Raw genomic sequence first — 22,771 nt, forward strand, 5'->3', positions numbered from 1 at the left:
CACGACGCTCCGCGTAGCGTTCGTCCGCATCCTTCCCGAGGAACAAGCCATGCGCGACCCATCCGCACACCCCGTCCGCCCCTTCGCGATCCTGGCCACGGCCCTGGGCCTGCTGCTTTCCGGGAGCGTCGCCCTCGCCGATCCGCCGCCGCATGCGCGTGGCAAGGGACCGCCGGCGCACGCCGGCGGTCCGCACCATGCCAAGGCGCCGCCGCCGGGCTGGGTGAAGCAGGCCTGGCGCAAGGGCGACCGCCTGCCGGTTGCAGAACTCGACGGCTACTGGATCGACGACTACGCCCACGACCACCTCAGGCCCCCGCCGCGCGGCCACCGCTGGGTGCGCCAGGACGATGGCCGCTACCTGCTGGTCGCCATCGCCACGGGCCTGATCGTCGACATCCTCATGCGGTGAGCCGTCGCGCAGGGTCGCTGCGCGGGTAGCGGGTACGCGTCGACGGGGCGGGGCAGTGGCGTTCGGCCGCGATTCGCGGGAAAGTTCCCCGCCCATCCGATCCGCGTGCGGCCCGTGTTCCCCATCCACGACATCGACTACGACGCCTCGGTCGCGCGCCTGCTGCGCGACGCCGCCCTGCCCACCACCGACCTGCCCCATTCGCGTGTGCGCTTCCTCGGCGCGGTCGACGGATCGCGCCTGCTGGGTTGCGTCGCCCTCGAGGATTGCGGCGACGACGCGCTGCTGCGTTCGCTCGCGGTCGCGCCATCCGCGCGCGGTGCGGGCCTCGGCGCCGCGCTGCTGGCCGCGGCCGAAGACTTCGCGAGCGCGCAGGGCCGCGCGGACCTCTACCTGCTCACGACCGATGCCGCGGCGTTCTTCACCGCGCGGGGCTACGCGAGCGCCGTGCGCGCCGAAGCGCCGCCAGGGATCGCGGCCACCGCCCAGTTCTCCGGACTGTGCCCGGCCTCGTCGCATTTCATGCGCAAGCGCCTGCCGGCGGGCGACGCCAGTCCCGGCCGCTGAGCGCGATCGTGGAAGGGCGTGTGGCTGCTGCGGTCATCGCGCCCGAGCGCGCAGCCAGGCCAGGGCGCCGGCCTGCATGCCCTTGAACTTCGGCTCGTCGGCGAGCGGCGCCACCAGCAGGCGTTGCGGTTGCAGGCGCCGCTTCAGCGCGTGGTAGAGCTGCGAACGCGTCCGCGAGGATTCGGTCAGGTACAGGCCGGGCGCGAGCGGCACCAGGTCCGGCGACGGATCCGGGTGGGACGTGTGGCGCGTTTCGACGTAGACGAGGTAGAGCGTGCAGGGGTCCGCCATCGCCCGCACTATCGCGCGGCCGGTGGCACGAATCCGTGAATCCGCGCCGGCGCTGGCCACACGATCCGAAAAAAACGGCCGCATCCGTTGCGGCCGTTCTCCGGTGCAGACGCTCTGCCTACTTGCGCAGGAATGCCAGCAGGTCCTGGTTGAGGCGATCCTTGTGCGTGTCGGTGATGCCGTGCGGGCCGCCCGCGTACACGATCAGCTCGGCGCCACTCACCAGTGCCGCCGAGGCCTTGCCCGCCAGGTCGATCGGCACGATCTGGTCGTCGTCGCCGTGGACGACCAGGGTCGGCACGTCGAACTTCGCCAGGTCCTCGCGGAAGTCGGTGGCCGAGAACGCGGCGATCGAATCGAAGGTGTTCTTGTGCCCGCCCTGTATGCCCTGCACCCAGAACGACTGGATCAGGCCGGCGTTCGCCGTGGCACCCGGACGGTTGTAGCCGAAGAACGGACCCGAGGCGATGTCGAGGTAGAGCTGCGAACGGTTGTCGATCGAGCCCTTGCGCAGGCCGTCGAACACCTCGAGCGGCAGGCCGCCCGGATTGTCGTCGGTGCGCAGCATCAGCGGCGGCACCGCGGACACCAGCACCGCTTTCTTCACCCGCGCCGTGCCGTGGCGGCCGATGTAGCGCGCCACCTCGCCGCCGCCGGTGGAGAACCCGACCAAGGTCGCGTCGCGCAGGTCCAGCGCTTCGATCACCGCCGCCAGGTCGTCGGCGTAGTGATCCATGTCGTTGCCGTCCCAGGGCTGGCTGGAGCGGCCGTGGCCACGACGGTCGTGCGCGACCACGCGGAAGCCCTGTCCGGCGAGGAACAGCATCTGCGCTTCCCAGCTGTCCGAGTTGAGCGGCCAGCCATGGCTGAAGGTGACGACCGGACCATCCTTCGGGCCCCAGTCCTTGTAATAGAGCTGCACGCCGTCGCGGGTGGTGACGGTGCTGGCGGTGCGGTCGGTGTAGAGGCGGGTGTCGGCGTTCATGGCATTGCTCCTCGTTCGGGTGGGGGGAGGGCGTGGAGTGCGCCCGCTCCGGTGATGCCTACTCTGGGCGCGCGTGCCTGCATCGTCGTGACAGGGAATCCTGAAAACTTGACCGGGCGTCCCGCGAGCGGGAGAAGCCCAACCCGGGTGCGCTTCGCTTACCCGGGCTACGGCAGCATCTGTCGGAACGGTCGGACCGCGGACGCCACCTTTGCTAGGCTGCCGCGAAGCGCCGCAGCCGCTGGCGATCCGGATGCGCGTTCCGGCTCCCGCGTGCGCCTCCCAGCCACAGGACGGTTCCCATGAACGCGAAACTCCTCGCAATCCTCGTCGCTGCGCTCGGCAGCTGCGGCCCGCTGTTGGCGCAGGACCACGGCAGCGTTCCGGTGGACGTCTCCCTGCCGGGCCTGCGGTTCACGCTCGCGGCCAATGGCGCGCAGGATCTGTACACGCTGGAGGACGGCGGCAGGCTGGTGCTGCGCAGCCCGGCGAAGCGCGACAACTTCCGCGATCCCGACGGCACGAAGGCGAACATCTCCGCGCCGATGCTGCTCGCGCAGATCGACAACACCCGCCCTTTCACCCTCACCGCGCGCGTGCAGCCGACCCTGCTCGACACCTACGATGCCGGAACGCTCTACGTCTGGGCAGGCGCCGAGTCGTGGCTGAAGATGGCGCTCGAGCGCGACGAACGCCGCCTCACCCGACTGGTCAGCGTGCGCACCGAAGGCACCTCCGACGACAACAACCACGATGTCGTCGAAGGCGATGCCGTGCACATGAAGATTTCCTCCGATGCCACCACGATCGGCTTCTACTATTCGCTGGACAACCGCGAGTGGCAGCTCATCCGCCTGTACCGCAACGCCTATCCGGACAGGCTGTGGCTCGGGATCAGCTCGCAGTCGCCGATCGGGACGGGCAATGCCACGGTGTTCGAGGACATCGCCCTCACGGATGCCGCCGTGTCCGACTTCCGCATGGGGAAATAGACGCGCGCTCGCGCTGCAGCGATACAGGCCGAAGACGGTCGGGCGCGGGCCTCGCGGTGCAGTGGTGATCGTCCTGGCGGACATCGATGGAAGGCGAGCATCGGTCGCCGCGGCCGGCGTCGACGCTCCCGTGCGGTGCGCAGCGTGCGCGGGCGACGTTCCGCATCCGGCGCGCCGGCCCGGCGACTCCGGTCAGGCGGCCGCTTCCTCCAGTCCCAGCAGGTAGTCGCCGAACCCGTGTCGCGCGCGCGCGTCGCGTCGCGCGCTGGTCCATACCGCGGGCGAACCACGCCGCGCGATCGCGAAGCCCGCACGCGCCAACGCGTCGATCAGGGCGCGGTCCTCGTGCGCCGCGTGCGGGGGGAACCCGCCGACGGCGCGGTAGGCACTTGCCGAAACGCCCAGGTTCGCGCCGTGCACGTGCGCATGCCCGTCGCGATAGTGTTCGGCGGCGAGGAAGGCGTCGCGCACGACGGGCCGGTAGTCGAGCCAGTCGCCGACGCGGACCGTGCCGCAGAACGCATCCGCCGCGCACGCCAGCTGCCCCGAAAGCCAGTCGGGCGGGACCCGGCTGTCGGCATCGGTGGAGGCGAGCCAGCGCGCGCCTGCGCGCAGCAACGCAGCGGCCGCGACCGCGCGCGCCTGGCCCACGTTGCGTGCCTCGAGCCGCACCGTGGGTACGCCGAGCCCTTCGCAGATCGCGGCGGTCGCGTCGCGGCAGCGGTCGAGCGCGACCACCACCGCCACCGGCTCGCCGCGCAGGCGCGGGCAAGCCGCGGCGACCTGGATGTTTCGCAGGCAATCGCCGATCAGCGCCTGCTCGTCGTGCGCGGGCACCAGCACCCCGATCATCGCAGGCCCTCGCGCTGCGCCACCGAGACCGCGTCGTCGCTCCAGCCGTCGAGCACGAAGTCCGCATCCTCGTAACGCCATCCCGGCACCAGTCCGGGAATCGCACCCAGGCGCGCGTGCACCGCTGCAGTGCTGGCCAGGCGGCCGTCGAAATCATCACGCCAGTGGCACGCCACCAGCACCGCGCCGGGCGCCAGGCTCCCGGCGACGCGCCTGGCGAACGCGTCGAGCGTGCCGTCGTCGAGGTAGTAGCCCATCTCCCCGACCACCACCAGGTCGAAGCGTCCGGCGGGCCAGTCGCGCGGATGCTCCATGCGCACGACCTCGACCGACGGCAGGTCGCTGCAGGCCCGCTGCGCCGCTTCGACCGCACGCGGATGCAGGTCGGTGGCCAGCAGCGAGGCGCAGCGCGTGGCCAGCCGCCGCGTGAGCTCGCCATTGGCGCAGCCGATTTCCCATCCGCGCCCGAACGCGGGTTTCGGCAGCGTCGAGAGCAGGAGTTCGCGTTTGCGCGCCTCGTACCAGCGATCGCGGTAACCGAACGGATCCTCTCCCTCGGCCCAGACCGCGTCGAAATAGCGCGCCAGGCTCATGCCAGGTAGACCTCGAACGGGCGCAGGAAGCGTTCGACCACGTGCGCGGGCAGGATCGGCTGCGGGGTCGCGGGATGGGCGGTGCCCAGCTGCGAGGCGAAGCAGGCGATCGCGCGTCGCTTGGCGGCCAAGGCGTGCGCATCGAGCTCGAGCCTGAAGGCGTCGAAGGGTGCATCCGCGGCGTCCGGCGGCAGCCAGTGCCAGGCCCAGACCGGGTACTGCAGCAGGCAGGCATCGCTCGACTGCGCCACCTGGAGCGCGGCCTCGCCGAGCGCGTCGTGGTCCGGGTGGCCATCGTGTTCCCAGGGCGCGAGCACGAGATCGTCGGGGCAGAGCAAGGCGGCGACCTCGCGCACCAGCGCTTCCCGGCAGCCGGCCAGACCACCGTCGGGCAGGCCCAGGCGCCGCACCTGCGCATGCACGCCCAGGGCGGACAGCGCCAGCGCGACCTCGTTCGGCCGCTGTTCGCGCAATCGCTGCGGCGTCCAGTCGGTGTCGCCGGGGTAGCAGGCTTCGCCGTCGGTCGCCGCCAACAGGTGTACCTCCAGGCCCGCATGCGCCGCCGCGCGCATCAGGCCTGCGCAGGCCAGGGTTTCGTCGTCGGGATGCGGCGACAACACCAGCAGTCGCCGGTGGCCGTCGAGCAGCGATTCGGCCGCCCGAACGGGCAACGCGGACAACCAGGGCGAGGCCTGCCAGTCGGCCTCGACATGCCCTGCGCCGACGATCCGCGGCGCGATCACAACGGCCATCGCGCAGCGGCTTCCAGGTCGGCGACGTCGGCGCCCAGCGCCGCCCAGTCGCGGTCGGCATGGCTCTGGCGGACGAACACGGCGAGGTCCGCGCAGCGCCGCGCATGCGCACCGTCGCTGCACAGCGGGCCGGGGCCGAGGCTGCGGGCCGCGGCGTCGAGCACCTCGTGGCAGGCGCGTTCGATCACCGAGCGCAGCCGCACCACCTCGCGGCGATGCGGTTCGCCCGGCGCCGCGTCGATGCGCGCGGCGAGTTCGCGCAGCAGCGCGGACGCGGCGCCGAGCGTCATGTCGACGCGCCCGAGCGCCGCGGCGAGATGCGGATCGCGCGCGACCCGCGGCGGGTCGGCCATGCGCTGGGCGATCGCGACCGCGGCCCCGTACCAGCAGGCGGCCACGCCCGCACCGCCGTGCCAGAACCCCGGGCGCTCCAGGTAGGCGCCCGGCCCGCCGATGCGACGGCAGGGCACCGCGTCGAAATCGACCGGGCCGCTCTCGATCGCCGCCATCCCGACCGCTTCCCAGCCCGCGGGCGGGCGCGAGATGCCGGCTTCGCGCATCGACACCAGCACCAGTCGCCGCGCATCGCCGTCGCGCACGGTGAGCAGCGCGGCGTCGACGAAGCGCGCGCCCGAGCACCACGGCTTGCGCCCGCGGATGCGCGGGCCGCCGGGACCGTCCTGCAGCGTTGCGGTCGACTGCGGTCCCTCCGCGGCCCAGACCGCGAGCAGGCTGTGGTCGTCAGGCGCGGCCGCGTCGAGTTCGGCGAGTATCGCGAGCGCGTCGTGATGCGCCTCCAGCACCTTGGCCAGGGCCAGATCCTCCGCGCCGAGCGCGGCGAGTTCGCGCCAGCGATCGAGCGTGTTGCCGCGCCCGGGGAGCGCGATCGCGCCCCCTTCGCGCAAGCGCGCACGGGACAGGTCCTCGAGCGTGGGAGGGAGGCGCGAGGGAGCGGGCGAGGGCGTCGGCATGGCCCGCCAGTGGAACAAACCGCCCGTCGGGGCCGCGTGACTGCGGAACGACCGCAGTGCACGCCTCGCGCACGGCTGGCGACTGCGGAGGTGGAAGCGGACAGTCGCGTCGAACGGCGCGTCCTAGCGTGGCCGGTATACCGCGCAAAGCTTGTTGCCGTCGGGATCGCGCACGTAGGCCAGATGCATCGGCCCGCTGCCGCCCTCGCGTGGTCCGGGCGGATCCTCGATGGAGGTGCCGCCGGCGGCCACGGCGGTGTCGTGGAAGGCCTGCACCTGTTCGGGAGAGGCGCAGCGGAACCCGAGGGTGCTGCCGTTGGCGACCGTGGCCGGCTCGCCGTTGATCGGCTGGGTGATGCCCAGGGAGTGTCCGTCGTGGCGATAGAACAGGCGCTCGTGGCCGGAGGCCGTGCGCTGGCGCACGGGCTCCGCCACGCCGAGCACCGCGAGCACGGCGCTGTAGAAGCGCTGCGACCGTTCGATGTCGTTCGATCCGATGACGATGTGGTTGAACAAGGCCGGCTCCAGGTTGCGGTGGGATCGGTAAGCGGGGGAGGTTAGCCCGTCGCGGGAGGCGCCGGTGTGCCAGGCGTGGGCCGCAGCGGCATGTCATCCACGCTGCGACGCGGATCGATCACGCCCTGGATACCCGGCTCGCGTCGCAGCGGCTTCATCCACCCTGCTTGCGGCTGCAATCGCCGTCTCGCCAGCGACCCGGTGCCTGCTTCCGGTTCGTCGTGCGCCGGAACGCCCGCAGCAACGCGTTGCAGGCCTCGCGCAAGACTTCCTTCCCCGTCGGCGGCTGGGCGTGCCTTCAATTCCATTCCAGCCATTCACCCGGCGCGAGCACCTGCAACGCGAAGGATCTGCCGCGCACCAGGCTGCGCAAACGCCCGATCGGATCCTCGACTTCCACGTACTCGTCCATGCCGCCGACACCGTAGTGGATGGGGACCAGCCGGCGCGCGCCGAGGATGGTCGCCGCCGCCACCGCCTGCTCGGGCGTGAGCACGCCGGGCTGGCCGCTGGCCGGTTGGCGCCACCCGAACCTGGCTCCGTTGACCGGCAGGAACACCGCATCGAACGGACCGAACTGGCGGCCGATCCGCCACCAGTGCCCGTGCCAGAGCGTGTCGCCGCCGTGGAAGATGCGACGTCCGCCGGCGCTGACCACCCACGAAGCCTGCGGATCTCCGTAGCCGTCCGCTGCCGGGACCGCGGCGGCGGTGAAGTCGCCGACCAGCTGCGGCTCCCACCACGGCGCCGGACGCGCGCGGGCGGCGTCGGGCACCGGGCGCGGGGTCGCGCCTTGCGGATGCAGCAGCACGCCGCCCTCGCCCAGGACCTGGCCCACCGCCATCGCATCGAAATGGTCGGGGTGCGCATGGGTGACGAGCACGCTGCGATCGCCCACCGCATCGTCCACCGGCACCAGCCGGTCGGGGAGGGCGTCGCCCCACGCTTCCGGATCGACCAGGGGATCGATGAACAGCGTCGCGTCCGGCAGCTGCAGCCGGATGCCCGCCCATGCGAGTCGCTGGATGCGCAATGCGTCGGAAGCACCGGCCACGAGCGCGCGGGCGCCCGGCACGAGCGTCGCAGCCGCGAGGCCCGCGCAGCCCGCGAGGAAAACGCGCCGCCCGATGCCGCGCCTGCCGGTTCCGGGGCGTGCGTTCATGCGCGTGCCCTGCGCGCGTCGAGCGCGGCATCGAGCGTGAACATCGACTGCGCGACGATCGCCTCGAGATTGCGTTCGTGCCAATGCCGCTCGAATGGAGAGGGTTCGACCCCGGGTGCCAGGCAGGTCTCGATGGCGATCGAGGCGATCCGCTCGTCCGGCTGGCGGCCGTCGACGGCGGTCCGGATCCCGACCACCGCCTCCGCCAGCCGGTCCAGGTAATGGACCGCGTTGCCGAGCGTCGCCGCGCCGAAAACGCCCATGTGCCCGCCGATCACCCTGCCCCTGCCGAACTGCTGCATGCGGACGATCGCGGCGCGGATCTGCGCCGGATCGGCCCGGGACACGTACACGATGTTGCCGACGATGTTGTCGCCGGCGCAGACCAGGTCGGCGCTCGGCACGTCCACGCTCAGGTGGTCCATGGTCTTGCCGGGATTGTGCAGCAGGTGCAGTTCGTGGCGCCCCCAGCGGATCCGCATCGCGCTGTCGAACACCACCTGCGGCTCGCGGTAGAACGCGTCGACCTGCCGGTTCTGCGACAGGAACGCGTGGCGGTGGTGGCGGTGCGCGATCGTCGTCGCCTCCGGGAACAGCGACAGCCCGGCGATGTGGTCGCTCATGAAATGGGTGGACACGACGATGCGCACGCGCTTGCCCATCTCGTCGCACAGCACGCGCCGCAACGCGTGCGCATCGTCCATGCCGCCGAGCGTATCGACCAGCAGCGCGTCGTCGCCGTCGACGAAGGCGGTGGCGACCGATTCGAGTTCCCGGCCGACGAACATCCAGACGTCCGGCGCGATTTCTTCGACTTTCATGGGAGCCACCGCGGGTTGCAGGGTGGCCATCATTGCGGGCGCGCACCGCGGCGACAAACGAGAAATTTTCCGCTTCCGGCACAGGAAAACTAAGCTGGTACGATGCGCCTCCCTCCCGCCGCAAGGCCGTCGTGAAGCCCCGCCATCCCGCTCCGCTCAACGCGCTCCGGGCCTTCGAAGCGGCCGCGCGATGCCTGAGTTTCCAGGACGCCGCGGCGCAGCTGTTCGTCACCCCGGCCGCCGTCAGCCACCAGGTCAAGCGCCTCGAGGCCTACCTGGGCGTGGAACTGTTCAAGCGCGGCCACCGTGCCGTCGCGCTCACCGCAGAGGGCGAGGCACTGGCCGCATCGCTGGGCGAACTGTTCGGCAAGCTCGACCTGGCGCTGGATCGCGCGACCGCGGCCACCACCGCCGACCTGCGCGTGAGCACGATGGAGTCGTTCGCCGCGAAATGGCTGGCGCCGAGGCTGCACCGCTTCCATCGCATCCGGCCGGACCTTCGGGTGCGCATCGAAACCGGCAACGCCCACGCCGATTTCGTCCGCGACGGCGTCGACGTCGCGATCCGTTACGGTGCCGGCGCCTACGCTGGCGTCGATGCGGAACGGTTCCTGGATGCTGCGGTGTTCCCCGTTTGCGCGCCCGCCGTGCTGGGCGATGCAGCGCGTCCGCTCGCGACCGCACACGACCTCCAGCGGCACACCCTGCTGCACGACGAGAGCGCGCAGGGACGACCTGGCGTACCCGGCTGGTCCGATTGGCTCGACGCCGCCGGCGCCACGCGCGTGAGCGCAGGCGAGGGCCCGGTGTTCGCCAGCATCTACCTCGCGCAGGAAGCGGCCATCGCCGGGCACGGCGTCGCCCTCGGCGTCGCGCCGCTGGTCGCCGAAGACCTGCGCAGCGGCCGCCTCGCCAGGCCGTTCGAACTGGCGCTGGACAACGCCTACGCGTTCTGGATCGTGCGGCGTCGTGGCGCCGCGGCGAATCCCGCCGTCGACGCCTTCTGCGAGTGGTTGCGTGGCGAGGCCGTCGGGGAGACGTAACCCATGCGGTAGCGTGGCATGGCCAGAACGATACGCGCGGCACGACGGACGACAGCGCGCGAAGGTCCCGTCTGACCAGTCCGGAGAGCAGGTGACCACGCCGACTGCGGTGGCGATGATCGGAGTCTCGCGCCGGGCCGAACCTCAGTCCGTGGCCCGATGGCTCATCGCACGATCGGGTGCGTCCGCGCCCAACGCACTTCAGGGCCGCGATCCAGTGTGGCGCCCGGTGACGAAACGCTCCGGGCGAATCGCCCGGACGACCCCGGCCGCCATTTGATCGTGATCAATGAAAGCCCGGCCCATGGGCGCAGACTGGGGTCGGTGGATTGGCACCGTCGACGCGGTGGGTGGATCGTCGTGGAGCCTGACGCGGCCTCGCGGAGTGCTGCAAAGCCCATGAGGCTGGGAACCGGACCGCTGGTCGCGTGCCTGGTCCTGGTGAGCTTCGCTTCGATGCTGGTGGCGATCCCCGCCGGCACGTGGTGGAGTACGGCTGCGCTCAGTCTCGGTTCGGGGATCGCCGCGGTCTCGCTGATGGCGATGGCGGCCGTGCTCGGAGCCCGCTGGAAGTGGCTGGAGTCGGTGTTCGGCGGCCTGGACCGCGTCTACGAGACGCACAAGTGGCTGGGCGTCTGGGCCCTGGTGTTCGCGCTGGTCCACTTCGTCTTCAAGGCGGGGAACGCGGAGTGGCAGACCGCGGCCATCGTGACGCTGCCCGGCCCGGCGACGCGGCTGGTCCGGCAACTGAGCCTGGTCGCGCTGGGGCTGATCGTGCTGCTGGCGCTGAACCGCAACATCCCGTACCGCGTCTGGCGCTGGTGGCACAAGCTGTCCGGGCCCTTGTTCCTCATCGTCGTCGCGCACTGGCTGAGCTTCAAGTCGCCGATCGCGTTGCCCAGTCCGTCGGGGGTCTGGCTGGCGGTTCTCTCGGTGCTGGCGGTGGTGGCGGCGACCTACAAGCTGCTGCTGTATCCGATGCTGTCCCAGCATGCCGAGTACCGCCTGCAATCGGTGTCCGGCAACGGCGGCGCCGTGCATCTGCAGCTCGCACCGGTCGGCCGCAAGATTCCCTTCGTGCCCGGACAGTTCGCGTTCGTGTCCTTCCGGCGCGATGGCCTGCGCGAGCCGCATCCATTCACCATCGCGGGCGCAGCGACCGACGATGGCAGCATCGCCTTCATGGTGCGTGCGCTGGGCGACTACACCGCGCGCCTGGTGAACGAAGCCGAGCCCGGCCTGACCGCGGAGGTCTACGCGCCATTCGGGCGTTTCCAGCGGGCACGCGACGGACGCGCCGAGATCTGGATCGCCGGCGGCGTCGGCGTGACGCCGTTCCTCGCCTGGTTGCAGGAAGCCGACGGCGCTCCCTTCGATCGGGTGACGTTCTTCCACTTCTTCACCCCCGGGCGCGAACTGCCCGAAGCGGTCGACCCGCGGGCATTGTCCGGTCAGCGCGGCGTGGAACTGGTGGAGATCACCACGGGGCCGGGTGCAAGCGAGTTCCGAAGCCGCTTCGCCGCGATCGTCGCCGAAGCCGGGCCGGGGCACGTTCGGATCAGTTTTTGCGGACCGAAGGGACTGCTCAGGCAGGTACGGTCGCTGATGCACGAAACCGGCGTGCCGGACGATCGCCTACGCCACGAGCTGTTCGAGTTTCGTTGAGCCGCGGATGCGGCAAGCCTGCGCTGGCTACGCTGCCTGCCCGATCCACAGCCGGTTGCCGTCGGGATCCTCGATCCGGAACTCGCGCATGCCGTAGAAGGTCTCGGGCCTGCGTCGGTTTCCCGGCAGCGGTCGCGATCCGCCTCTCCAGGCGCAGCGAGCCGGTCGCACCCATCCGGCGACGCATCCTGTCCCGCGAAGCCATCGCGTTCATCCAGATCAAGGCCGGCAGCGGAACGGGTGCTAAGTTCGACGACTACCCGTTGCCGGCAGAGAATTCGATGGCCATCGCCAGTCCCATCCCCCCGGCATTGCCGGTGATCCGCGATGCGGCCCAGCTCGATGCCTATCTGGCTGCCTGTGCCTCGGGCAGGGCCGAGGCGATGCTCGCGACGATACCGATGGACCATGCCACCTGGCTCGACCTCGCCGGCGGCGATGGCGATGCCGCCTGGCAGCGCGCGCAGCGGTTCGGCTTCCCGCTGGTCGACATGTCCGCCATCGACCGGAACCCGGAACTCCGGCAGTTGTTCCCCGACGCCGCCGCGAGAAGGCTTCGCGCGACGCCGCTGCTCAGTGCCCATGGCTACCTGGCCCTTGCGATCGACCCGACGACCGAGGAGGCAGCGATCGCGACCCTCGGGTTCGTCACCAACCAGCCGCTGGCCCCGCTGGTGGCGACCGCGCATGCGCGCATGGGCCGCCGCAGCCCGGAGGACGATCGCGAGGAGGACCAGCGGGTCGCCAGGCAGATGGGCCGTGAGCCGGGGCAGCGCGAGGTGCTGCAGGCGGCCCGCGACGACGAGCTGGCCGCCAAGTGGCCGATGATCCAGACCATGCGGTCGACCATGATCGCCGCGATCGCGCAGCGCGCTTCCGACGTCCATATCCGGCCGGGCGCGAAGGATTACGAAGTCCTGTTCCGGATCGACGGCAACATGGTCCACCAGCGCCAGATCCTGCCGGAGGTGGCGTCGCTGGTGGTCAACCGCATCAAGGTGTTCGCCGGCATGGACATCGCCGAGCACCGGCGGGCGCAGGATGGCCGCGGCTCGTTCAAGCTGGCCGACGGGCGTTCGATCGACCTGCGCGTCTCGGTCGTGCCCACCGTGCTCGGCGAAAGCGTGGTGATCCGCCTGCTCGATACCGAGGAAAGCCTCAAGACCATCGACGAGATCCAGCTCACGCCCGCCGACCGCGCCGAGCTGGAAGACCAGATGAACCGCTCCCACGGGTTCTTCCTGACCACCGGCCCCACCGGCTGCGGCAAGTCCACCACCCTCTACGCGATGCTGCAGGAGCTCCGGCGGCTGCCGGTCAACATTCTCACCGTCGAGGATCCGGTCGAATACACCTTGGCCGACATCCGCCAGATGGAAGTGAACCAGCAGATCGGGGTGACCTTCGCTGGTGCGCTGCGCAGCTTCCTCCGGCACGATCCGGACATCATCATGGTCGGCGAGATCCGCGACCGCGAAACCGCCGCCATGGCGGTGGAGAGCGCGCTCACCGGCCATCTGGTGCTGAGCACGCTGCATACCAATACCGCCGCGACCACCGTAACCCGGCTGCTCGAACTGGGCGTGGAGGCCTACCTGCTGCGGGCCGCGCTGACCGGGGTCATGGCGCAGCGGCTGGTACGGCTGACCTGCGAGCACTGCCGACAGCAGGAGGATCCCGCACCGCTCGTCCGCGGCGCACTCGGCGTCGGGCCGGACGAGGTGTTCACGATCGGGCGGGGATGCCCGCGATGCCACGGCACCGGCGTGTTCCGGCGCTGCGCCGTGTACGAGCTGATGCGGATCACGCCGGCGATCCGCGACCTGATCGCGCCGGGCGTCGACGCCGACCGCATCCACGAAACCGCGTTGGCGGGAGGCATGGTGCCGATCACCCAGGCCGCGGTGACGATGGCCCGGGAGGGACGGATCTCGCTGGCCGAGGCCTACCGAATCCGCGCGGACTGAACGGCTCGCGCGTCGTGATGCAGACCGGCGTGCACGTTCCGCTTGCCGGGCCGCACGCGCGCGCCTACGGCCCCAGGCGCCGGACCGTCGCGTCCACACAGTCGAGCCACTGCGCGCGCTGATCTGGCGAGCTGTCGACGACGGGACGGAACACCACCCGCTGGTACTGCCCGACGCCACAGAAGGGCAGCACGCAGCGTCCCCAGATCAGCTCGAGCGGATCGCCGAACTCGGCCTGCTCCCTTTCCTCGGGCGTGTCGGAGGTGTTGAAGATCAGCGCGTGGCGGGCGCGCAGCAGGCCTTGCGGGCGGCCATCCGCCCGTTCCAGGCGGTAGGCGACGCCGGGCACGAGCACGCGGTCGATCCATCCGCACAGGATCGCGGGCGGCTTGCCCCACCAGTTCGGGTGGACGACGAGCAGGCAGTCGGCCGCTGCCACGTCCTGCCGATAACGCTGCAGCAGCGGGTCGGCCGCCCGGGCGAGCGTCTGCTCGACGCTGTCGCCGATCGACCAGGCCTCGTCGGCCGCCAGTCTCGGCTCGAACCCGTCCGCGTACAGGTCGTGGTGCGTGAGTTCGTGCCCTTGCGCCGCAAGCGCGGTTCTCGCCCGTTCCGATACCGCATGGCAGAAGCTCGTGGGTCTGGGGTGGGCGAGGAGCGACAACACGTTCATGAGCCTGTCCTTCGAAAACGTCGAGGGAGGGCGGCAGCCTGCGGTTCCGATCCGCCCCGTTCCCGTTCCCGGCTACAGCCGGTTGACCCGGAACCTGCGCCCCTTGATCCGGCCTTCGCGCAGGGCCGCCAGCGCCTTCGCCGCATGCGTGCGGGCGATGGCGACATAGCTGCGGGTGGCGAACACGTCGATCCTGCCGATCGCATCCTTGTGCAGGCCGGCGTCGCCGGTGAGCGCACCGACGATGTCGCCGGCGCGCAGCTTGTCGCCGCGGCCGGCATCGATGCGCAGGGTGGTCATGGCGGCGGCGGGCACGTTGCCCGCCCTGCCAGACAGCGGTTGCAGCGGCTCCCAGCGCAGCGGCCCGCCCTGGCGCTCCTCGATCGCCTTCGCGCGCGGGAGTTCGCGCGGCGCGCACAGGCTGAGCGCCAGTCCGTCCCTGCCCGCGCGTCCGGTGCGGCCGATGCGATGCAGGTAGGTGTCGGGGTCGGTGGGCAGTTCGTAGTTCACCACGGCGCCGAGATCCTCGACGTCGAGGCCGCGCGCAGCGACATCGCTCGCCACCAGCACGCCGCAACTGCGGTTGGCGAACTGCACCAGCACTTCGTCGCGATCGCGCTGTTCCATGTCGCCGTGCAGGGCGAGCGCAGAGAACCCGTAGTGGGTCAGCGAGCCGACGACCTCCACGGTGTCGGCGCGCGTGTTGCAGAACACGACGGCGGACGCGGGCCGATGGCGCAGCAGCAGGGCGGCGAGCGCCGGCGCGCGCCGCGCCGGGTCGACCTCGAAGAACAGCTGCTCGATCGCCGCCGGCTGGGCGCCGCCGTCGATGCTGACTTCCAGCGCGTCGCGCAGCATGGCATGGCCCAGCACGCGGATCGGATCGGGGATGGTGGCCGAGAACAGCAGGCCCTGCCGGTCCTTGGGCAGGCGCCTGGCGATGTCGCGGATCGCGTCTTCGAAGCCCATGTCGAGCATGCGGTCGGCCTCGTCCAGCACCAGGGCGCGCACGCCATCGAGTTTCAGCGCACGCTGTTTCGCCAGTTCCTGGATGCGACCGGGGGTACCGACCACGACGTGCGGCGGATGGGTCAGCGAGGCCAGCTGCGGGCCGAGCGGAATGCCGCCGCACAGGATCGAGAGCTTGAGGTTGGGGATGCCGGTGGCGAGCTTGCGCAGCTGCTTGCCGACCTGGTCGGCCAGCTCGCGCGTCGGGCACAGCACCAGCGCCTGGGTGCCGGTGCGCGCGGGATCGAGCCGCGACAGCAGGCCAAGGCCGAACGCGGCAGTCTTGCCGCTGCCGGTGGGTGCCTGCGCGATCACGTCGCGACCTTCGAGGATCGCGGGCAGGCACTGCGCCTGCACCGGCGTCATCGCCGTGTACCCAAGGGCATCGATGCCCTGCAGCAGGGACGGCGGAAGGGCGAGGGCGGTGAACGGCAGCGGCGTGGTCATGCGCGCATGATCGCAGGTCGGGCATGTGGTTCGTGGCGGCGGTCCGCAGACCGGGGCAGGTAGCCGGTTCAACCCGAAGGCAGGCGCGGGGCAACACCCACCCGCGACCGGTCTTCGGCCACAATCCCCACGGTACGACCCACCCCGGGAGGCGCGAGATGCGCGACGAACTGACCATTGCGGTAGGCGAGCTCTACCAGGGCATCCGCCACGAGCATTGGCACGGCAGGACGTTCCGGCAGTTCTGGGAATGGTTCAACGCGCGCTGCATCCAGATCGTGGGCACGGCCGAAGCGGGCGAGCTCGACGAACTGGAAGGCAGGCTTCTGGAGGTGCGCGCCGAGGTCGAGGACGGCGGCTACGCCGTCGCGTCCGATCGCCTGGACGAGGTGATCGAACCGCCGATGTAGGTTGCGTGTCGGCAGCGGCGCCTCCGCCGTGTCGGGCGCCGGGTCAGCGTGCCGCGCCTTCCACCCGGAACGGGATGTTGGCGTAGGCGGCATGGTCGTGGCCGTCGCGCACCTCCACGAACAGGCGGTAATTGCCGGGCCTGTCCGGGGCGGCGAAGCGCAGGCGACCCTGTTCCGACCGCTGTACCCGAAGGTCGACCCGGGCCGGCACCGTTTCCGGGTCCCCGCCGATGCTGGTGGCCCGGCTTTCCTCGAGCGCATACCAGTGCCATTGCAGCGGATCGCCGTCGCGATCGTCCGCTTCGGCCGCCGCCTCGTGCATGGCGCCGGGCGCCAGCACCACGCTCGAGGTGGCCCCCTTGCCGTCGATCGTGGCCGGTCCGATCGACGGCGCGCGGTTGTCGGGCCAGCGGCCGGTCCACAGGAGCTGCATCGCATCGACCGCCGGCGTGGATTCGCCGGTGGCCAGGAACAGGCCGTACCAGGTCGGTGTGCGTTCCTGCTTGTGGCCCCACAGGAACACGTACGAACCCAGGCACCGCCGCGTGTCGGCGGCGATCACGTCGCGGTAGCGCCGCTCGAACAGCGCCGCCTTGCGCGAGCCGTGGTCCTCCACCGGCGCGCCCCAGGCGGTGAGCGGGCTTTCCCAGTGTCCGGTCGGGCCCCATTCGGTGACGAGGTAGGGGCCGGTCCAGTCGGCCTCTCGCAGCTTGTCCGGCAGCGCCTCGAGATCGCCGTACAACTGCACGCCGATCAGGTCCAAGGAGGGCGCGCGCGCCTTGATCGTGTCGATCAGGGCGCGGTCGAAGCCCGCGAGCGGCGTCATCACCGGGTGGTTCGGATCCTCTTCGTGGATCATGCGGGCGATCTGCTCCACCGCGTCCCAGACCTTCGGATTGCGGTGCTCCAGGTTCAGCTCGTTGCCCACCAGCCACATCAGCACCGCCGGATGGTCGCGATACAGGCGCACTTCCTCGCGCAGCTTCCGAAGTTGTATGGCGACCGCCGCGGGATCGTCGTAATCGAAGCCGTGGCGTTCCTTGCCCACCGCCAGGCCCATCGCCACCGTCAGGCCGTTGCGCTGCGCGCGGTCGAGCATGGCGCGTACCTTCGCCACGTCGGTGCCGGTGCTCCAGGTACGCACCGAGTTCCCGCCGCGTGCCGCGAGCTGTTCCAGGTCGCCCTCGGCGGATCCGGCACCGCGCACGTAATAGGGTTCGCCATCGACCAGCAGGCGATAGGCGCCGCCCTCCTGCACGATCCGCACGTGCGAGGGCGCGGCGGCCTTCGCATCGACCGGCGGCTGCGCCGATGCGCCCCACGATCCCAGTGCCAGCAGGCACGCCATCACTGCACGCATGTGTCCTCCGCCAGGTCGATGCATGCGCGCATGGTAGCGGCCGGCCACCGGAAGCGTCTCCCCTCGCGGGCCGCATCTCCGGAAGCCCGTTGCCGCAGTCACCATCGGTCCGCACGACGGAAGCGGTGCGAAGCCCTTCAGCCGCCTCGCGTCGCCTCGAACACCGCGCGCTGCGCATCGAACGCGCGCCTGTAGGCGGGCCGCGCTTCGCCGCGGGCGATGTAGGCCAGCAACGCCGGGAAGTGCTCGAGCAGTCCCGAACCCTCGAGCCTGCGCAGCACCAGCACCATCAGGATATCGGCGGCACTGAAGGCACCATCGAGCCACCTGCGATCGCCGAGGTGGCGAGACAGTGCCTCGAGGCGCTCGCTCACGCGCGCGTCGAGCATGGCCAGGTGCTCCGCCTGCCAGGCCTTGCCGCGCTCGGCGTAGCTGGCGGCCTCGCGTTCGACGATCGGCGTTTCCACCGTGTTGAGTGCCGCGAACATCCACATGATCGCGCGTGCACGCGCGCCGGCATCGGCGGGCAGCAGGCCGGCGTGGCGCTGCGCGATGTGCAGCACGATCGCGCCGGACTCGAACAGCACCAGGTCCCCCTCCTCGTAGGCAGGAATCTGGCCGAACGGATTGCGTGCGAGATGCGCAGCCTGCTTCATCGCCTCGAACGAGACCAGGCGCACGTTGTAGGGAACGGCGGCCTCCTCCAGCGCCCAGCGCACGCGCATGTCGCGCGCCAGTCCGCGGCCACGGTCGGGGGAGGACTCGAAGACGGTCAGGGTGGGGTGCATCGGGCTTTCCTCGTTGACGTCATGGGCGCATCGCCTCGCTACGACGATGACGCGCGCGCGGCTTCGACATCGCGCGGTCGAAGTGCGGCATGGCGGTCGGACACCTTGCGATCCGCGCCGATGGTGGTGCCCCCGGGCCGAATCGCCATCGCATGGGAGTTGTAATCGATACCATCCGTCGGACACGCGGGAGCTTGCGTGAAAGCCGTGTATACGCTCGCGAACCTGTCATGCAGTGCGAATCACGCGCAACTAATTTTTCGCTGGATTGTCGAGCGTTGTCGTCGATTCGGCAGCAACATCGCATGTCGAAACGCGAACGTGTTCGCGGTTCGCCGCGATCGATCCTGTTCTACTTTGGGCGCCGAATGGTAGCGCTACCATCCGGTGTGACAGCAGTTGGTTTCGAGCACTTGCAGTACCCAGGGAGGGGCTGTCGTGTTGAAGCAGTCGATTCCACGCCCCGGCGTGGCGCCATGTCGTCTCCGTCGCCGTGCATCGCGGCGCGACCCCCACGACACCGGCGCGGCATCGCCCCGGGCCCTGCGCGCGCAGGGCTTTCCATCATCCATGCAATCCCCGTCCATCGCCCCCGGCCCGCGGCGCATCCGCGGCCGCGAGGGCGCACATCCTCTTTGGAGAAACACGATGATGAAGTCACCAAGCCGCGCCGCGCGCTCCGCCGCCGCCCTGCTCTGCGTCACCGGCCTGTTCGCCGGCGCCGCGCAGGCGCAAACGCTCACCAGCAATTCCACCGGCACCCACGACGGGTTCTATTACAGCTTCTGGAAGGATTCGGGCAGCGCATCCATGACCCTGCATCCCGGCGGACGCTACAGCTCGCAATGGACCAGCAACACCAACAACTGGGTCGGCGGCAAGGGCTGGAACCCAGGCGGCCCGCGCGTGGTCAACTATTCCGGCTACTACGGCGTCAACAACAGCCAGAACTCGTACCTCGCGCTGTACGGCTGGACCCGCAGTCCGTTGATCGAGTACTACGTGATCGAAAGCTACGGCTCCTACAACCCGGCCAGCTGCGCCGGTGGCGTCGACTACGGCAGCTTCCAGAGCGACGGCGCCACGTACAACGTGCGCCGCTGCCTGCGCCAGAACGCGCCCTCGATCGAGGGCGACAACAGCACGTTCTACCAGTACTTCAGCGTGCGCAATCCGAAGAAGGGCTTCGGCAACATCTCCGGCACGATCACGGTGGCCAATCACTTCAACTACTGGGCCAGCCGCGGACTGAACCTGGGCAACCACGACTACATGGTCTTCGCCACCGAGGGCTACCAGAGCCAGGGCAGCAGCGACATCACCATCAGCTCCGGCGGTGGCAACCCGGGCAACCCGGGCAACGGCAGCAAGACCATCGTGGTGCGCGCGCGCGGCACCGCCGGGGGCGAGAACATCTCGCTCAAGGTCAACAACGCCACCGTCGCCAGCTGGACCCTGACCACCAGCATGGCCAGCTACACGGCGACCACGTCGGCCTCCGGCGGTTCGGTGGTGGAGTTCACCAACGACGGCGGCAACCGCGACGTGCAGGTGGACTACATCAGCGTCAACGGCAGCATCCGCCAGTCGGAGGACCAGACCTACAACACCGGCGTCTACCAGAACGGCCAATGCGGTGGCGGCAACGGTCGCAGCGAATGGCTGCACTGCAACGGCGCGATCGGCTACGGCAACCTCTGACCGGGCAGGACGACCATGGGCATGAATCGCGCGAACCTGCCGTCGATCGCGATCGCACTGGCGGCGGGCGTCGGTCTTGGCGCCCTGGTCACGGCGCTGGTGGGCGACGACGCCCGCCAGTGCCGACAGGCGGGCGGGGCGGCGTCCGAGGCCCGCATCGCCCGGCTCGAGGCGGAACTTGCCCGCAGGCCGGCGATGTCCGCGCCCCCGGCCGCGTCCGGCGCGGCGATGACGCGCGGGGACGGGCCCGGTCGGCCGCCTGATGTCGCGAACCGTGTCGATGCATCCCGCCCCGACGTCGACAGGTTGCTCAAGGACCTGCTGACCCTGGCCTGGAACGATCGTCGCGACTTCAGCGAAAAGCTGGAAGACTTCCTCGCCGAACATCCGGGCAGCGACGGCATCGCCATCGCCAGCAAGGGCGTGTCCGACCTCGGCGACAATCGCGACGTGCTGTCAGACGACGCGTTGAAGTCGATGTACCGCCGGCAACAGGATCCGGCACTGCAGCGCGTCCTCGCCCAGGTCGCATCGATGCGCGGCGACAACAGCCTGATCGAATCCCACGCCGGGCGGGCTGCGGTCGGCCTGCACAGCCCGGACGCGGGCGAACGCCAGCGGGCGCTGGTGGAACTGGCCCGCATCCGCCATGTCGCCGCCGCCGACATCGCCTTGCCGATGCTGCGCGATCCCGACACCGGCGTGCTGCTCGACGCACTGCTCGCGCTGCGCGCCACCGGCAACCAGCGGCATGTCGGCGCGATCGAACCGCTGCTCGACCATCCCGACGAAGCGGTGGCCTGGCTGGCGACGGATGTCGTCACCGAGCTGCAGTCGCTCAGCGAATCCGCGCGCACCCGCGTCGCGCACGGCGAGCTGGCGGCGGAACTGCCGCCGCTGCCGTTGCCGGATGCGAGCGCCTACGCTGCCTGTGGTCTCGCATCCGGCTGACGTGGCAGGCTGCCGCGCCGGCACCCGCGTGCGATCACGGAGCATGCCCCGCCTGCCGAACGCTGCCGCCACCGCGCGTCGTAGCGGCGAACGGGCGGCCGTGCGCGCCCACCGCGGACGCATGTCAGGGCGGCTGGTCCCGGGCCTCGCCCGGACGGGTCACCGAGACGGGGCGCGCATCCTCGTCGACCGCGACGGTCACGATCCGCCCGCTGCGCAGCTTCGCCGCGAGCAGGGGGCTCGCCCCCAGGGCGACCTGGACCGCACGGTCGTCGATATCGTCGCGGTGCTGTCGACGGTCGTGCCGGCCGAAGCGCGCGCGGTTGTACTCCGCCCAGCCGATCAGCAGGATCCCGCAGGCGAAGGCGGTGACCGGCAGCGCCAGCAGCAGGAACGGGTCGATCGCGTTGTCGGCGAGGTAGAGCTGCACGTACGCGGTGCGCACGCCGACCACCCACGCCAGCAGCGTGAACAACGGCAGCCACAGCCAGGCGTACAAGCCCCAAGCGAGGGCGGTGAGCATCCCGGCGGCGCTGCGGCGCCCCGGGCCGCGCTCGCCGCTGTGGTCGATGATCGGGACGGTCATGCGCGCGCTCCCCGGTCGGGACTGGTCCACAGCGCGCGTTGCCGGCGCCGGAGCACGGTGCGGGGCAGCGCGATCACCGCGGCCAGCATGCCCAGCATCCAGAACGCGATCGGGTACCAGATCACCCAGTAGAAGTGCCGCGCCAGGTTCGGCTCGTAGCGGCGCTCGATCACCAGGCTGGTCGCGAACTGCAGGAGGCAGACCACCGCCAGGACCATGCCGTGCCAGCGCGGCAGCAGCGTCTCGACGTGCAGCGATGCCGGCATGGCCACGAACAGCCCGACCAGCCACAGCAGCATGATCGCCAGCATGACGTAGGCCCAGCCCAGGCTCAGCAGGTACTCGAGCAGCACGCCCCACATCCTGCGCTTCCTCCAGGCGAGCACGCCGCGGCCGTGCCTGAGCAGCACCTCGACGCCGCCGGAGGCCCAGCGCAGGCGTTGCGACCACAGGCCACGGACCGTCTCCGGCATCAGGATCCAGCACAGTGCATTGGGTTCGTAGCGGATGTCCCAGTGCGCCATCTGCAGGCGCCAGGAGATGTCGATGTCCTCGGTGACCATGGTATCGGACCAGTAGCCGACATCGTGCAGCGCGGTGCGCCGGAACGCGCAGATCACGCCCGACACGGTGAACAGGCGGCCATAGGTACGCTGCGCGCGCTTGATCAGGCCGATGATCGCGGAGAACTCGCCGATCTGCATGCGGCCCATCAGCGTGGTGCGGTTGCGCACGCGCGGATTGCCGGTGACCGCGCCCACGCGTGGGCCGTCGATCAGGTGCCCGACCATCCAGCGCAGCGCGTGCGGCTCCACGATCGCATCCGCGTCGATGCAGACCAGGTACTCCGACTTCGCCGCGAGCGTCGCGATCCGCAATGCATTGGCCTTGCCCTGGTTCTGCGCCAGGTGGACCACCCGCAGGCGCGGATGGTCGGCGACCAGGGCATCGAGCACTTCGCCGGTGCGGTCGCTGCTGCCGTCGTCGACGGCGACGATCTCGAAGTCGTCGTAGGCCTGGGCCGACAGCGCCGCGATGGTCGCGCCGATGTGTTCCTCCTCGTCGAAGCAGGGCACGAGGATCGACACGAACGGCATCGTCGCCATCGGCGGGGGCGCGTCGGGCAGTGGCCCCTTGCGCTCGCGCCGCAGGTAGTAGTAGACGCCGCCGGTCATCCAGACGCAGGCCATGACGATCGGATAGAAGAAGGCGAAGTTGAACAGCCATGCCGTCAGCGGCAGCGTCGACCAGGCCATGC

At 70.5% G+C, this 22,771-nt stretch carries 24 protein-coding genes; 9 read left to right on the top strand and 15 right to left on the bottom strand.

Going from position 1 to position 22,771, the window contains the following annotated elements; translation table 11 throughout:
• Positions 1–49 precede the first annotated feature (49 nt).
• Together FZO89_RS12165 and arsN2 are read left to right on the top strand one after the other, a co-directional pair.
• On the top strand, positions 50–412 hold the full coding sequence (locus FZO89_RS12165; protein WP_149103504.1) for an RcnB family protein: 363 nt from the start codon (positions 50–52) through the stop codon (positions 410–412).
• A 114-nt stretch (positions 413–526) separates the two neighbouring features.
• On the top strand, positions 527–979 hold the full coding sequence (arsN2, locus tag FZO89_RS12170) for an arsenic resistance N-acetyltransferase ArsN2 (protein WP_222928117.1): 453 nt from the start codon (positions 527–529) through the stop codon (positions 977–979).
• A gap of 33 nt (positions 980–1,012) precedes the next feature.
• Here arsN2 and FZO89_RS12175 read toward each other — a convergent pair whose 3' ends face one another.
• Both FZO89_RS12175 and FZO89_RS12180 read right to left on the bottom strand, forming a co-directional pair.
• Positions 1,013–1,270 (bottom strand): hypothetical protein, encoded by a 258-nt coding sequence (locus FZO89_RS12175; protein ID WP_149103506.1) that lies wholly within the window; start codon positions 1,268–1,270, stop codon positions 1,013–1,015.
• 118 nt (positions 1,271–1,388) lie between these two features.
• Positions 1,389–2,255 carry an alpha/beta fold hydrolase gene (locus FZO89_RS12180; RefSeq protein ID WP_149103507.1) on the bottom strand — a complete coding sequence of 289 codons (867 nt, stop codon included), beginning with the start codon at positions 2,253–2,255 and terminating at the stop codon, positions 1,389–1,391.
• 302 nt (positions 2,256–2,557) lie between these two features.
• Between FZO89_RS12180 and FZO89_RS12185 the strand changes: the two genes are divergently transcribed.
• Positions 2,558–3,247, top strand: a complete 690-nt coding sequence (locus FZO89_RS12185) for a DUF1349 domain-containing protein (protein ID WP_149103508.1) — start codon at positions 2,558–2,560, stop codon at positions 3,245–3,247.
• A 192-nt stretch (positions 3,248–3,439) separates the two neighbouring features.
• On the opposite strand, the gene FZO89_RS12190 is transcribed toward FZO89_RS12185, so the two are convergent.
• The 7 genes from FZO89_RS12190 to FZO89_RS12220 form a co-directional block, all read right to left on the bottom strand.
• Positions 3,440–4,099, bottom strand: coding sequence for a glycosyltransferase family 2 protein (locus tag FZO89_RS12190; RefSeq protein WP_149103509.1), 660 nt, complete (start codon positions 4,097–4,099; stop codon positions 3,440–3,442).
• Complete coding sequence (locus tag FZO89_RS12195) at positions 4,096–4,692, bottom strand: class I SAM-dependent DNA methyltransferase (RefSeq protein ID WP_149103510.1); 597 nt, start codon at positions 4,690–4,692, stop codon at positions 4,096–4,098. The genes FZO89_RS12190 and FZO89_RS12195 overlap by 4 nt, the downstream gene beginning before the upstream one ends.
• Positions 4,689–5,444 (bottom strand): PIG-L deacetylase family protein, encoded by a 756-nt coding sequence (locus tag FZO89_RS12200; RefSeq protein WP_149103511.1) that lies wholly within the window; start codon positions 5,442–5,444, stop codon positions 4,689–4,691. The genes FZO89_RS12195 and FZO89_RS12200 overlap by 4 nt, the downstream gene beginning before the upstream one ends.
• The gene (locus FZO89_RS12205; RefSeq protein ID WP_149103512.1) at positions 5,432–6,415 is read right to left on the bottom strand and encodes an acyl-CoA dehydrogenase; all 984 of its coding nucleotides are present in this window, start codon (positions 6,413–6,415) and stop codon (positions 5,432–5,434) included. Before FZO89_RS12205 ends, FZO89_RS12200 begins: the two co-directional genes overlap by 13 nt.
• A gap of 123 nt (positions 6,416–6,538) precedes the next feature.
• On the bottom strand, positions 6,539–6,931 hold the full coding sequence (locus FZO89_RS12210; protein WP_149103513.1) for a VOC family protein: 393 nt from the start codon (positions 6,929–6,931) through the stop codon (positions 6,539–6,541).
• A 298-nt stretch (positions 6,932–7,229) separates the two neighbouring features.
• A complete protein-coding gene (locus FZO89_RS12215) occupies positions 7,230–8,093 on the bottom strand; it encodes an MBL fold metallo-hydrolase (RefSeq protein WP_149103514.1) in 864 nt (287 codons plus the stop codon).
• Complete coding sequence (locus tag FZO89_RS12220) at positions 8,090–8,914, bottom strand: MBL fold metallo-hydrolase (protein ID WP_187471138.1); 825 nt, start codon at positions 8,912–8,914, stop codon at positions 8,090–8,092. The genes FZO89_RS12215 and FZO89_RS12220 overlap by 4 nt, the downstream gene beginning before the upstream one ends.
• Before the next feature lie 131 nt (positions 8,915–9,045).
• Between FZO89_RS12220 and gcvA the strand changes: the two genes are divergently transcribed.
• The 3 genes from gcvA to FZO89_RS12235 all read left to right on the top strand — a co-directional run bounded on the left by gcvA (position 9,046) and on the right by FZO89_RS12235 (position 13,589).
• Complete coding sequence (gcvA, locus tag FZO89_RS12225; protein WP_187471139.1) at positions 9,046–9,957, top strand: transcriptional regulator GcvA; 912 nt, start codon at positions 9,046–9,048, stop codon at positions 9,955–9,957.
• 399 nt (positions 9,958–10,356) lie between these two features.
• Entirely contained in the window at positions 10,357–11,622 is a 1,266-nt protein-coding gene (locus tag FZO89_RS12230; protein WP_149103517.1) for a ferredoxin reductase family protein, read from the top strand.
• Positions 11,623–11,903: 281 nt separating this feature from the next.
• Positions 11,904–13,589: a GspE/PulE family protein gene (locus FZO89_RS12235; protein WP_149103518.1), complete on the top strand. Its 1,686-nt coding sequence runs from the start codon at positions 11,904–11,906 to the stop codon at positions 13,587–13,589.
• 64 nt (positions 13,590–13,653) lie between these two features.
• On the opposite strand, the gene FZO89_RS12240 is transcribed toward FZO89_RS12235, so the two are convergent.
• Together FZO89_RS12240 and dbpA are read right to left on the bottom strand one after the other, a co-directional pair.
• A complete protein-coding gene (locus FZO89_RS12240; protein ID WP_149103519.1) occupies positions 13,654–14,262 on the bottom strand; it encodes an NAD(P)H-dependent oxidoreductase in 609 nt (202 codons plus the stop codon).
• A 72-nt stretch (positions 14,263–14,334) separates the two neighbouring features.
• Positions 14,335–15,717: an ATP-dependent RNA helicase DbpA gene (gene dbpA / locus FZO89_RS12245; protein WP_149103520.1), complete on the bottom strand. Its 1,383-nt coding sequence runs from the start codon at positions 15,715–15,717 to the stop codon at positions 14,335–14,337.
• Positions 15,718–15,875: 158 nt separating this feature from the next.
• Between dbpA and FZO89_RS12250 the strand changes: the two genes are divergently transcribed.
• On the top strand, positions 15,876–16,127 hold the full coding sequence (locus FZO89_RS12250; protein ID WP_149103521.1) for a hypothetical protein: 252 nt from the start codon (positions 15,876–15,878) through the stop codon (positions 16,125–16,127).
• Between the two features lie 43 nt (positions 16,128–16,170).
• Here the strand turns inward: FZO89_RS12250 and FZO89_RS12255 are convergent, their stop codons facing one another.
• A complete protein-coding gene (locus FZO89_RS12255) occupies positions 16,171–17,487 on the bottom strand; it encodes a glycoside hydrolase family 2 TIM barrel-domain containing protein (RefSeq protein ID WP_149103522.1) in 1,317 nt (438 codons plus the stop codon).
• A gap of 137 nt (positions 17,488–17,624) precedes the next feature.
• A complete protein-coding gene (locus FZO89_RS12260; RefSeq protein WP_149103523.1) occupies positions 17,625–18,275 on the bottom strand; it encodes a glutathione S-transferase family protein in 651 nt (216 codons plus the stop codon).
• A 648-nt stretch (positions 18,276–18,923) separates the two neighbouring features.
• On the opposite strand from FZO89_RS12260, the gene FZO89_RS12265 reads away from it, so the two are divergent.
• Together FZO89_RS12265 and FZO89_RS12270 are read left to right on the top strand one after the other, a co-directional pair.
• Positions 18,924–19,976: a glycoside hydrolase family 11 protein gene (locus tag FZO89_RS12265; protein WP_149103524.1), complete on the top strand. Its 1,053-nt coding sequence runs from the start codon at positions 18,924–18,926 to the stop codon at positions 19,974–19,976.
• A 21-nt stretch (positions 19,977–19,997) separates the two neighbouring features.
• Positions 19,998–20,927 (top strand): hypothetical protein, encoded by a 930-nt coding sequence (locus FZO89_RS12270; protein ID WP_149103525.1) that lies wholly within the window; start codon positions 19,998–20,000, stop codon positions 20,925–20,927.
• A gap of 124 nt (positions 20,928–21,051) precedes the next feature.
• Here the strand turns inward: FZO89_RS12270 and pgaD are convergent, their stop codons facing one another.
• Complete coding sequence (gene pgaD, locus FZO89_RS12275) at positions 21,052–21,513, bottom strand: poly-beta-1,6-N-acetyl-D-glucosamine biosynthesis protein PgaD (protein WP_149103526.1); 462 nt, start codon at positions 21,511–21,513, stop codon at positions 21,052–21,054.
• The gene (pgaC, locus tag FZO89_RS12280) at positions 21,510–22,769 is read right to left on the bottom strand and encodes a poly-beta-1,6-N-acetyl-D-glucosamine synthase (protein WP_149103527.1); all 1,260 of its coding nucleotides are present in this window, start codon (positions 22,767–22,769) and stop codon (positions 21,510–21,512) included. The genes pgaD and pgaC overlap by 4 nt, the downstream gene beginning before the upstream one ends.
• Positions 22,770–22,771 lie beyond the last annotated feature (2 nt).

Source organism: Luteimonas viscosa, assembly GCF_008244685.1.
Taxonomy (GTDB): Bacteria; Pseudomonadota; Gammaproteobacteria; order Xanthomonadales; family Xanthomonadaceae; genus Luteimonas; species Luteimonas viscosa.

Coding starts and splice junctions, on each gene's coding strand:
- FZO89_RS12230 (WP_149103517.1), top strand. CDS start 10,357: ATGAGGCTGGGAACCGGACCGCTGGTCGCGTGCCTGGTCCTGGTGAGC.
- pgaD (WP_149103526.1), bottom strand. CDS start 21,513: ATGACCGTCCCGATCATCGACCACAGCGGCGAGCGCGGCCCGGGGCGC.
- FZO89_RS12235 (WP_149103518.1), top strand. CDS start 11,904: ATGGCCATCGCCAGTCCCATCCCCCCGGCATTGCCGGTGATCCGCGAT.
- FZO89_RS12195 (WP_149103510.1), bottom strand. CDS start 4,692: ATGAGCCTGGCGCGCTATTTCGACGCGGTCTGGGCCGAGGGAGAGGAT.
- dbpA (WP_149103520.1), bottom strand. CDS start 15,717: ATGACCACGCCGCTGCCGTTCACCGCCCTCGCCCTTCCGCCGTCCCTG.
- FZO89_RS12205 (WP_149103512.1), bottom strand. CDS start 6,415: ATGCCGACGCCCTCGCCCGCTCCCTCGCGCCTCCCTCCCACGCTCGAG.
- FZO89_RS12175 (WP_149103506.1), bottom strand. CDS start 1,270: ATGGCGGACCCCTGCACGCTCTACCTCGTCTACGTCGAAACGCGCCAC.
- pgaC (WP_149103527.1), bottom strand. CDS start 22,769: ATGGCCTGGTCGACGCTGCCGCTGACGGCATGGCTGTTCAACTTCGCC.
- FZO89_RS12255 (WP_149103522.1), bottom strand. CDS start 17,487: ATGCGTGCAGTGATGGCGTGCCTGCTGGCACTGGGATCGTGGGGCGCA.
- FZO89_RS12250 (WP_149103521.1), top strand. CDS start 15,876: ATGCGCGACGAACTGACCATTGCGGTAGGCGAGCTCTACCAGGGCATC.
- FZO89_RS12240 (WP_149103519.1), bottom strand. CDS start 14,262: ATGAACGTGTTGTCGCTCCTCGCCCACCCCAGACCCACGAGCTTCTGC.
- FZO89_RS12185 (WP_149103508.1), top strand. CDS start 2,558: ATGAACGCGAAACTCCTCGCAATCCTCGTCGCTGCGCTCGGCAGCTGC.
- FZO89_RS12215 (WP_149103514.1), bottom strand. CDS start 8,093: ATGAACGCACGCCCCGGAACCGGCAGGCGCGGCATCGGGCGGCGCGTT.
- FZO89_RS12190 (WP_149103509.1), bottom strand. CDS start 4,099: ATGATCGGGGTGCTGGTGCCCGCGCACGACGAGCAGGCGCTGATCGGC.
- FZO89_RS12265 (WP_149103524.1), top strand. CDS start 18,924: ATGATGAAGTCACCAAGCCGCGCCGCGCGCTCCGCCGCCGCCCTGCTC.
- FZO89_RS12220 (WP_187471138.1), bottom strand. CDS start 8,914: ATGAAAGTCGAAGAAATCGCGCCGGACGTCTGGATGTTCGTCGGCCGG.
- FZO89_RS12165 (WP_149103504.1), top strand. CDS start 50: ATGCGCGACCCATCCGCACACCCCGTCCGCCCCTTCGCGATCCTGGCC.
- FZO89_RS12180 (WP_149103507.1), bottom strand. CDS start 2,255: ATGAACGCCGACACCCGCCTCTACACCGACCGCACCGCCAGCACCGTC.
- FZO89_RS12260 (WP_149103523.1), bottom strand. CDS start 18,275: ATGCACCCCACCCTGACCGTCTTCGAGTCCTCCCCCGACCGTGGCCGC.
- FZO89_RS12270 (WP_149103525.1), top strand. CDS start 19,998: ATGAATCGCGCGAACCTGCCGTCGATCGCGATCGCACTGGCGGCGGGC.
- FZO89_RS12200 (WP_149103511.1), bottom strand. CDS start 5,444: ATGGCCGTTGTGATCGCGCCGCGGATCGTCGGCGCAGGGCATGTCGAG.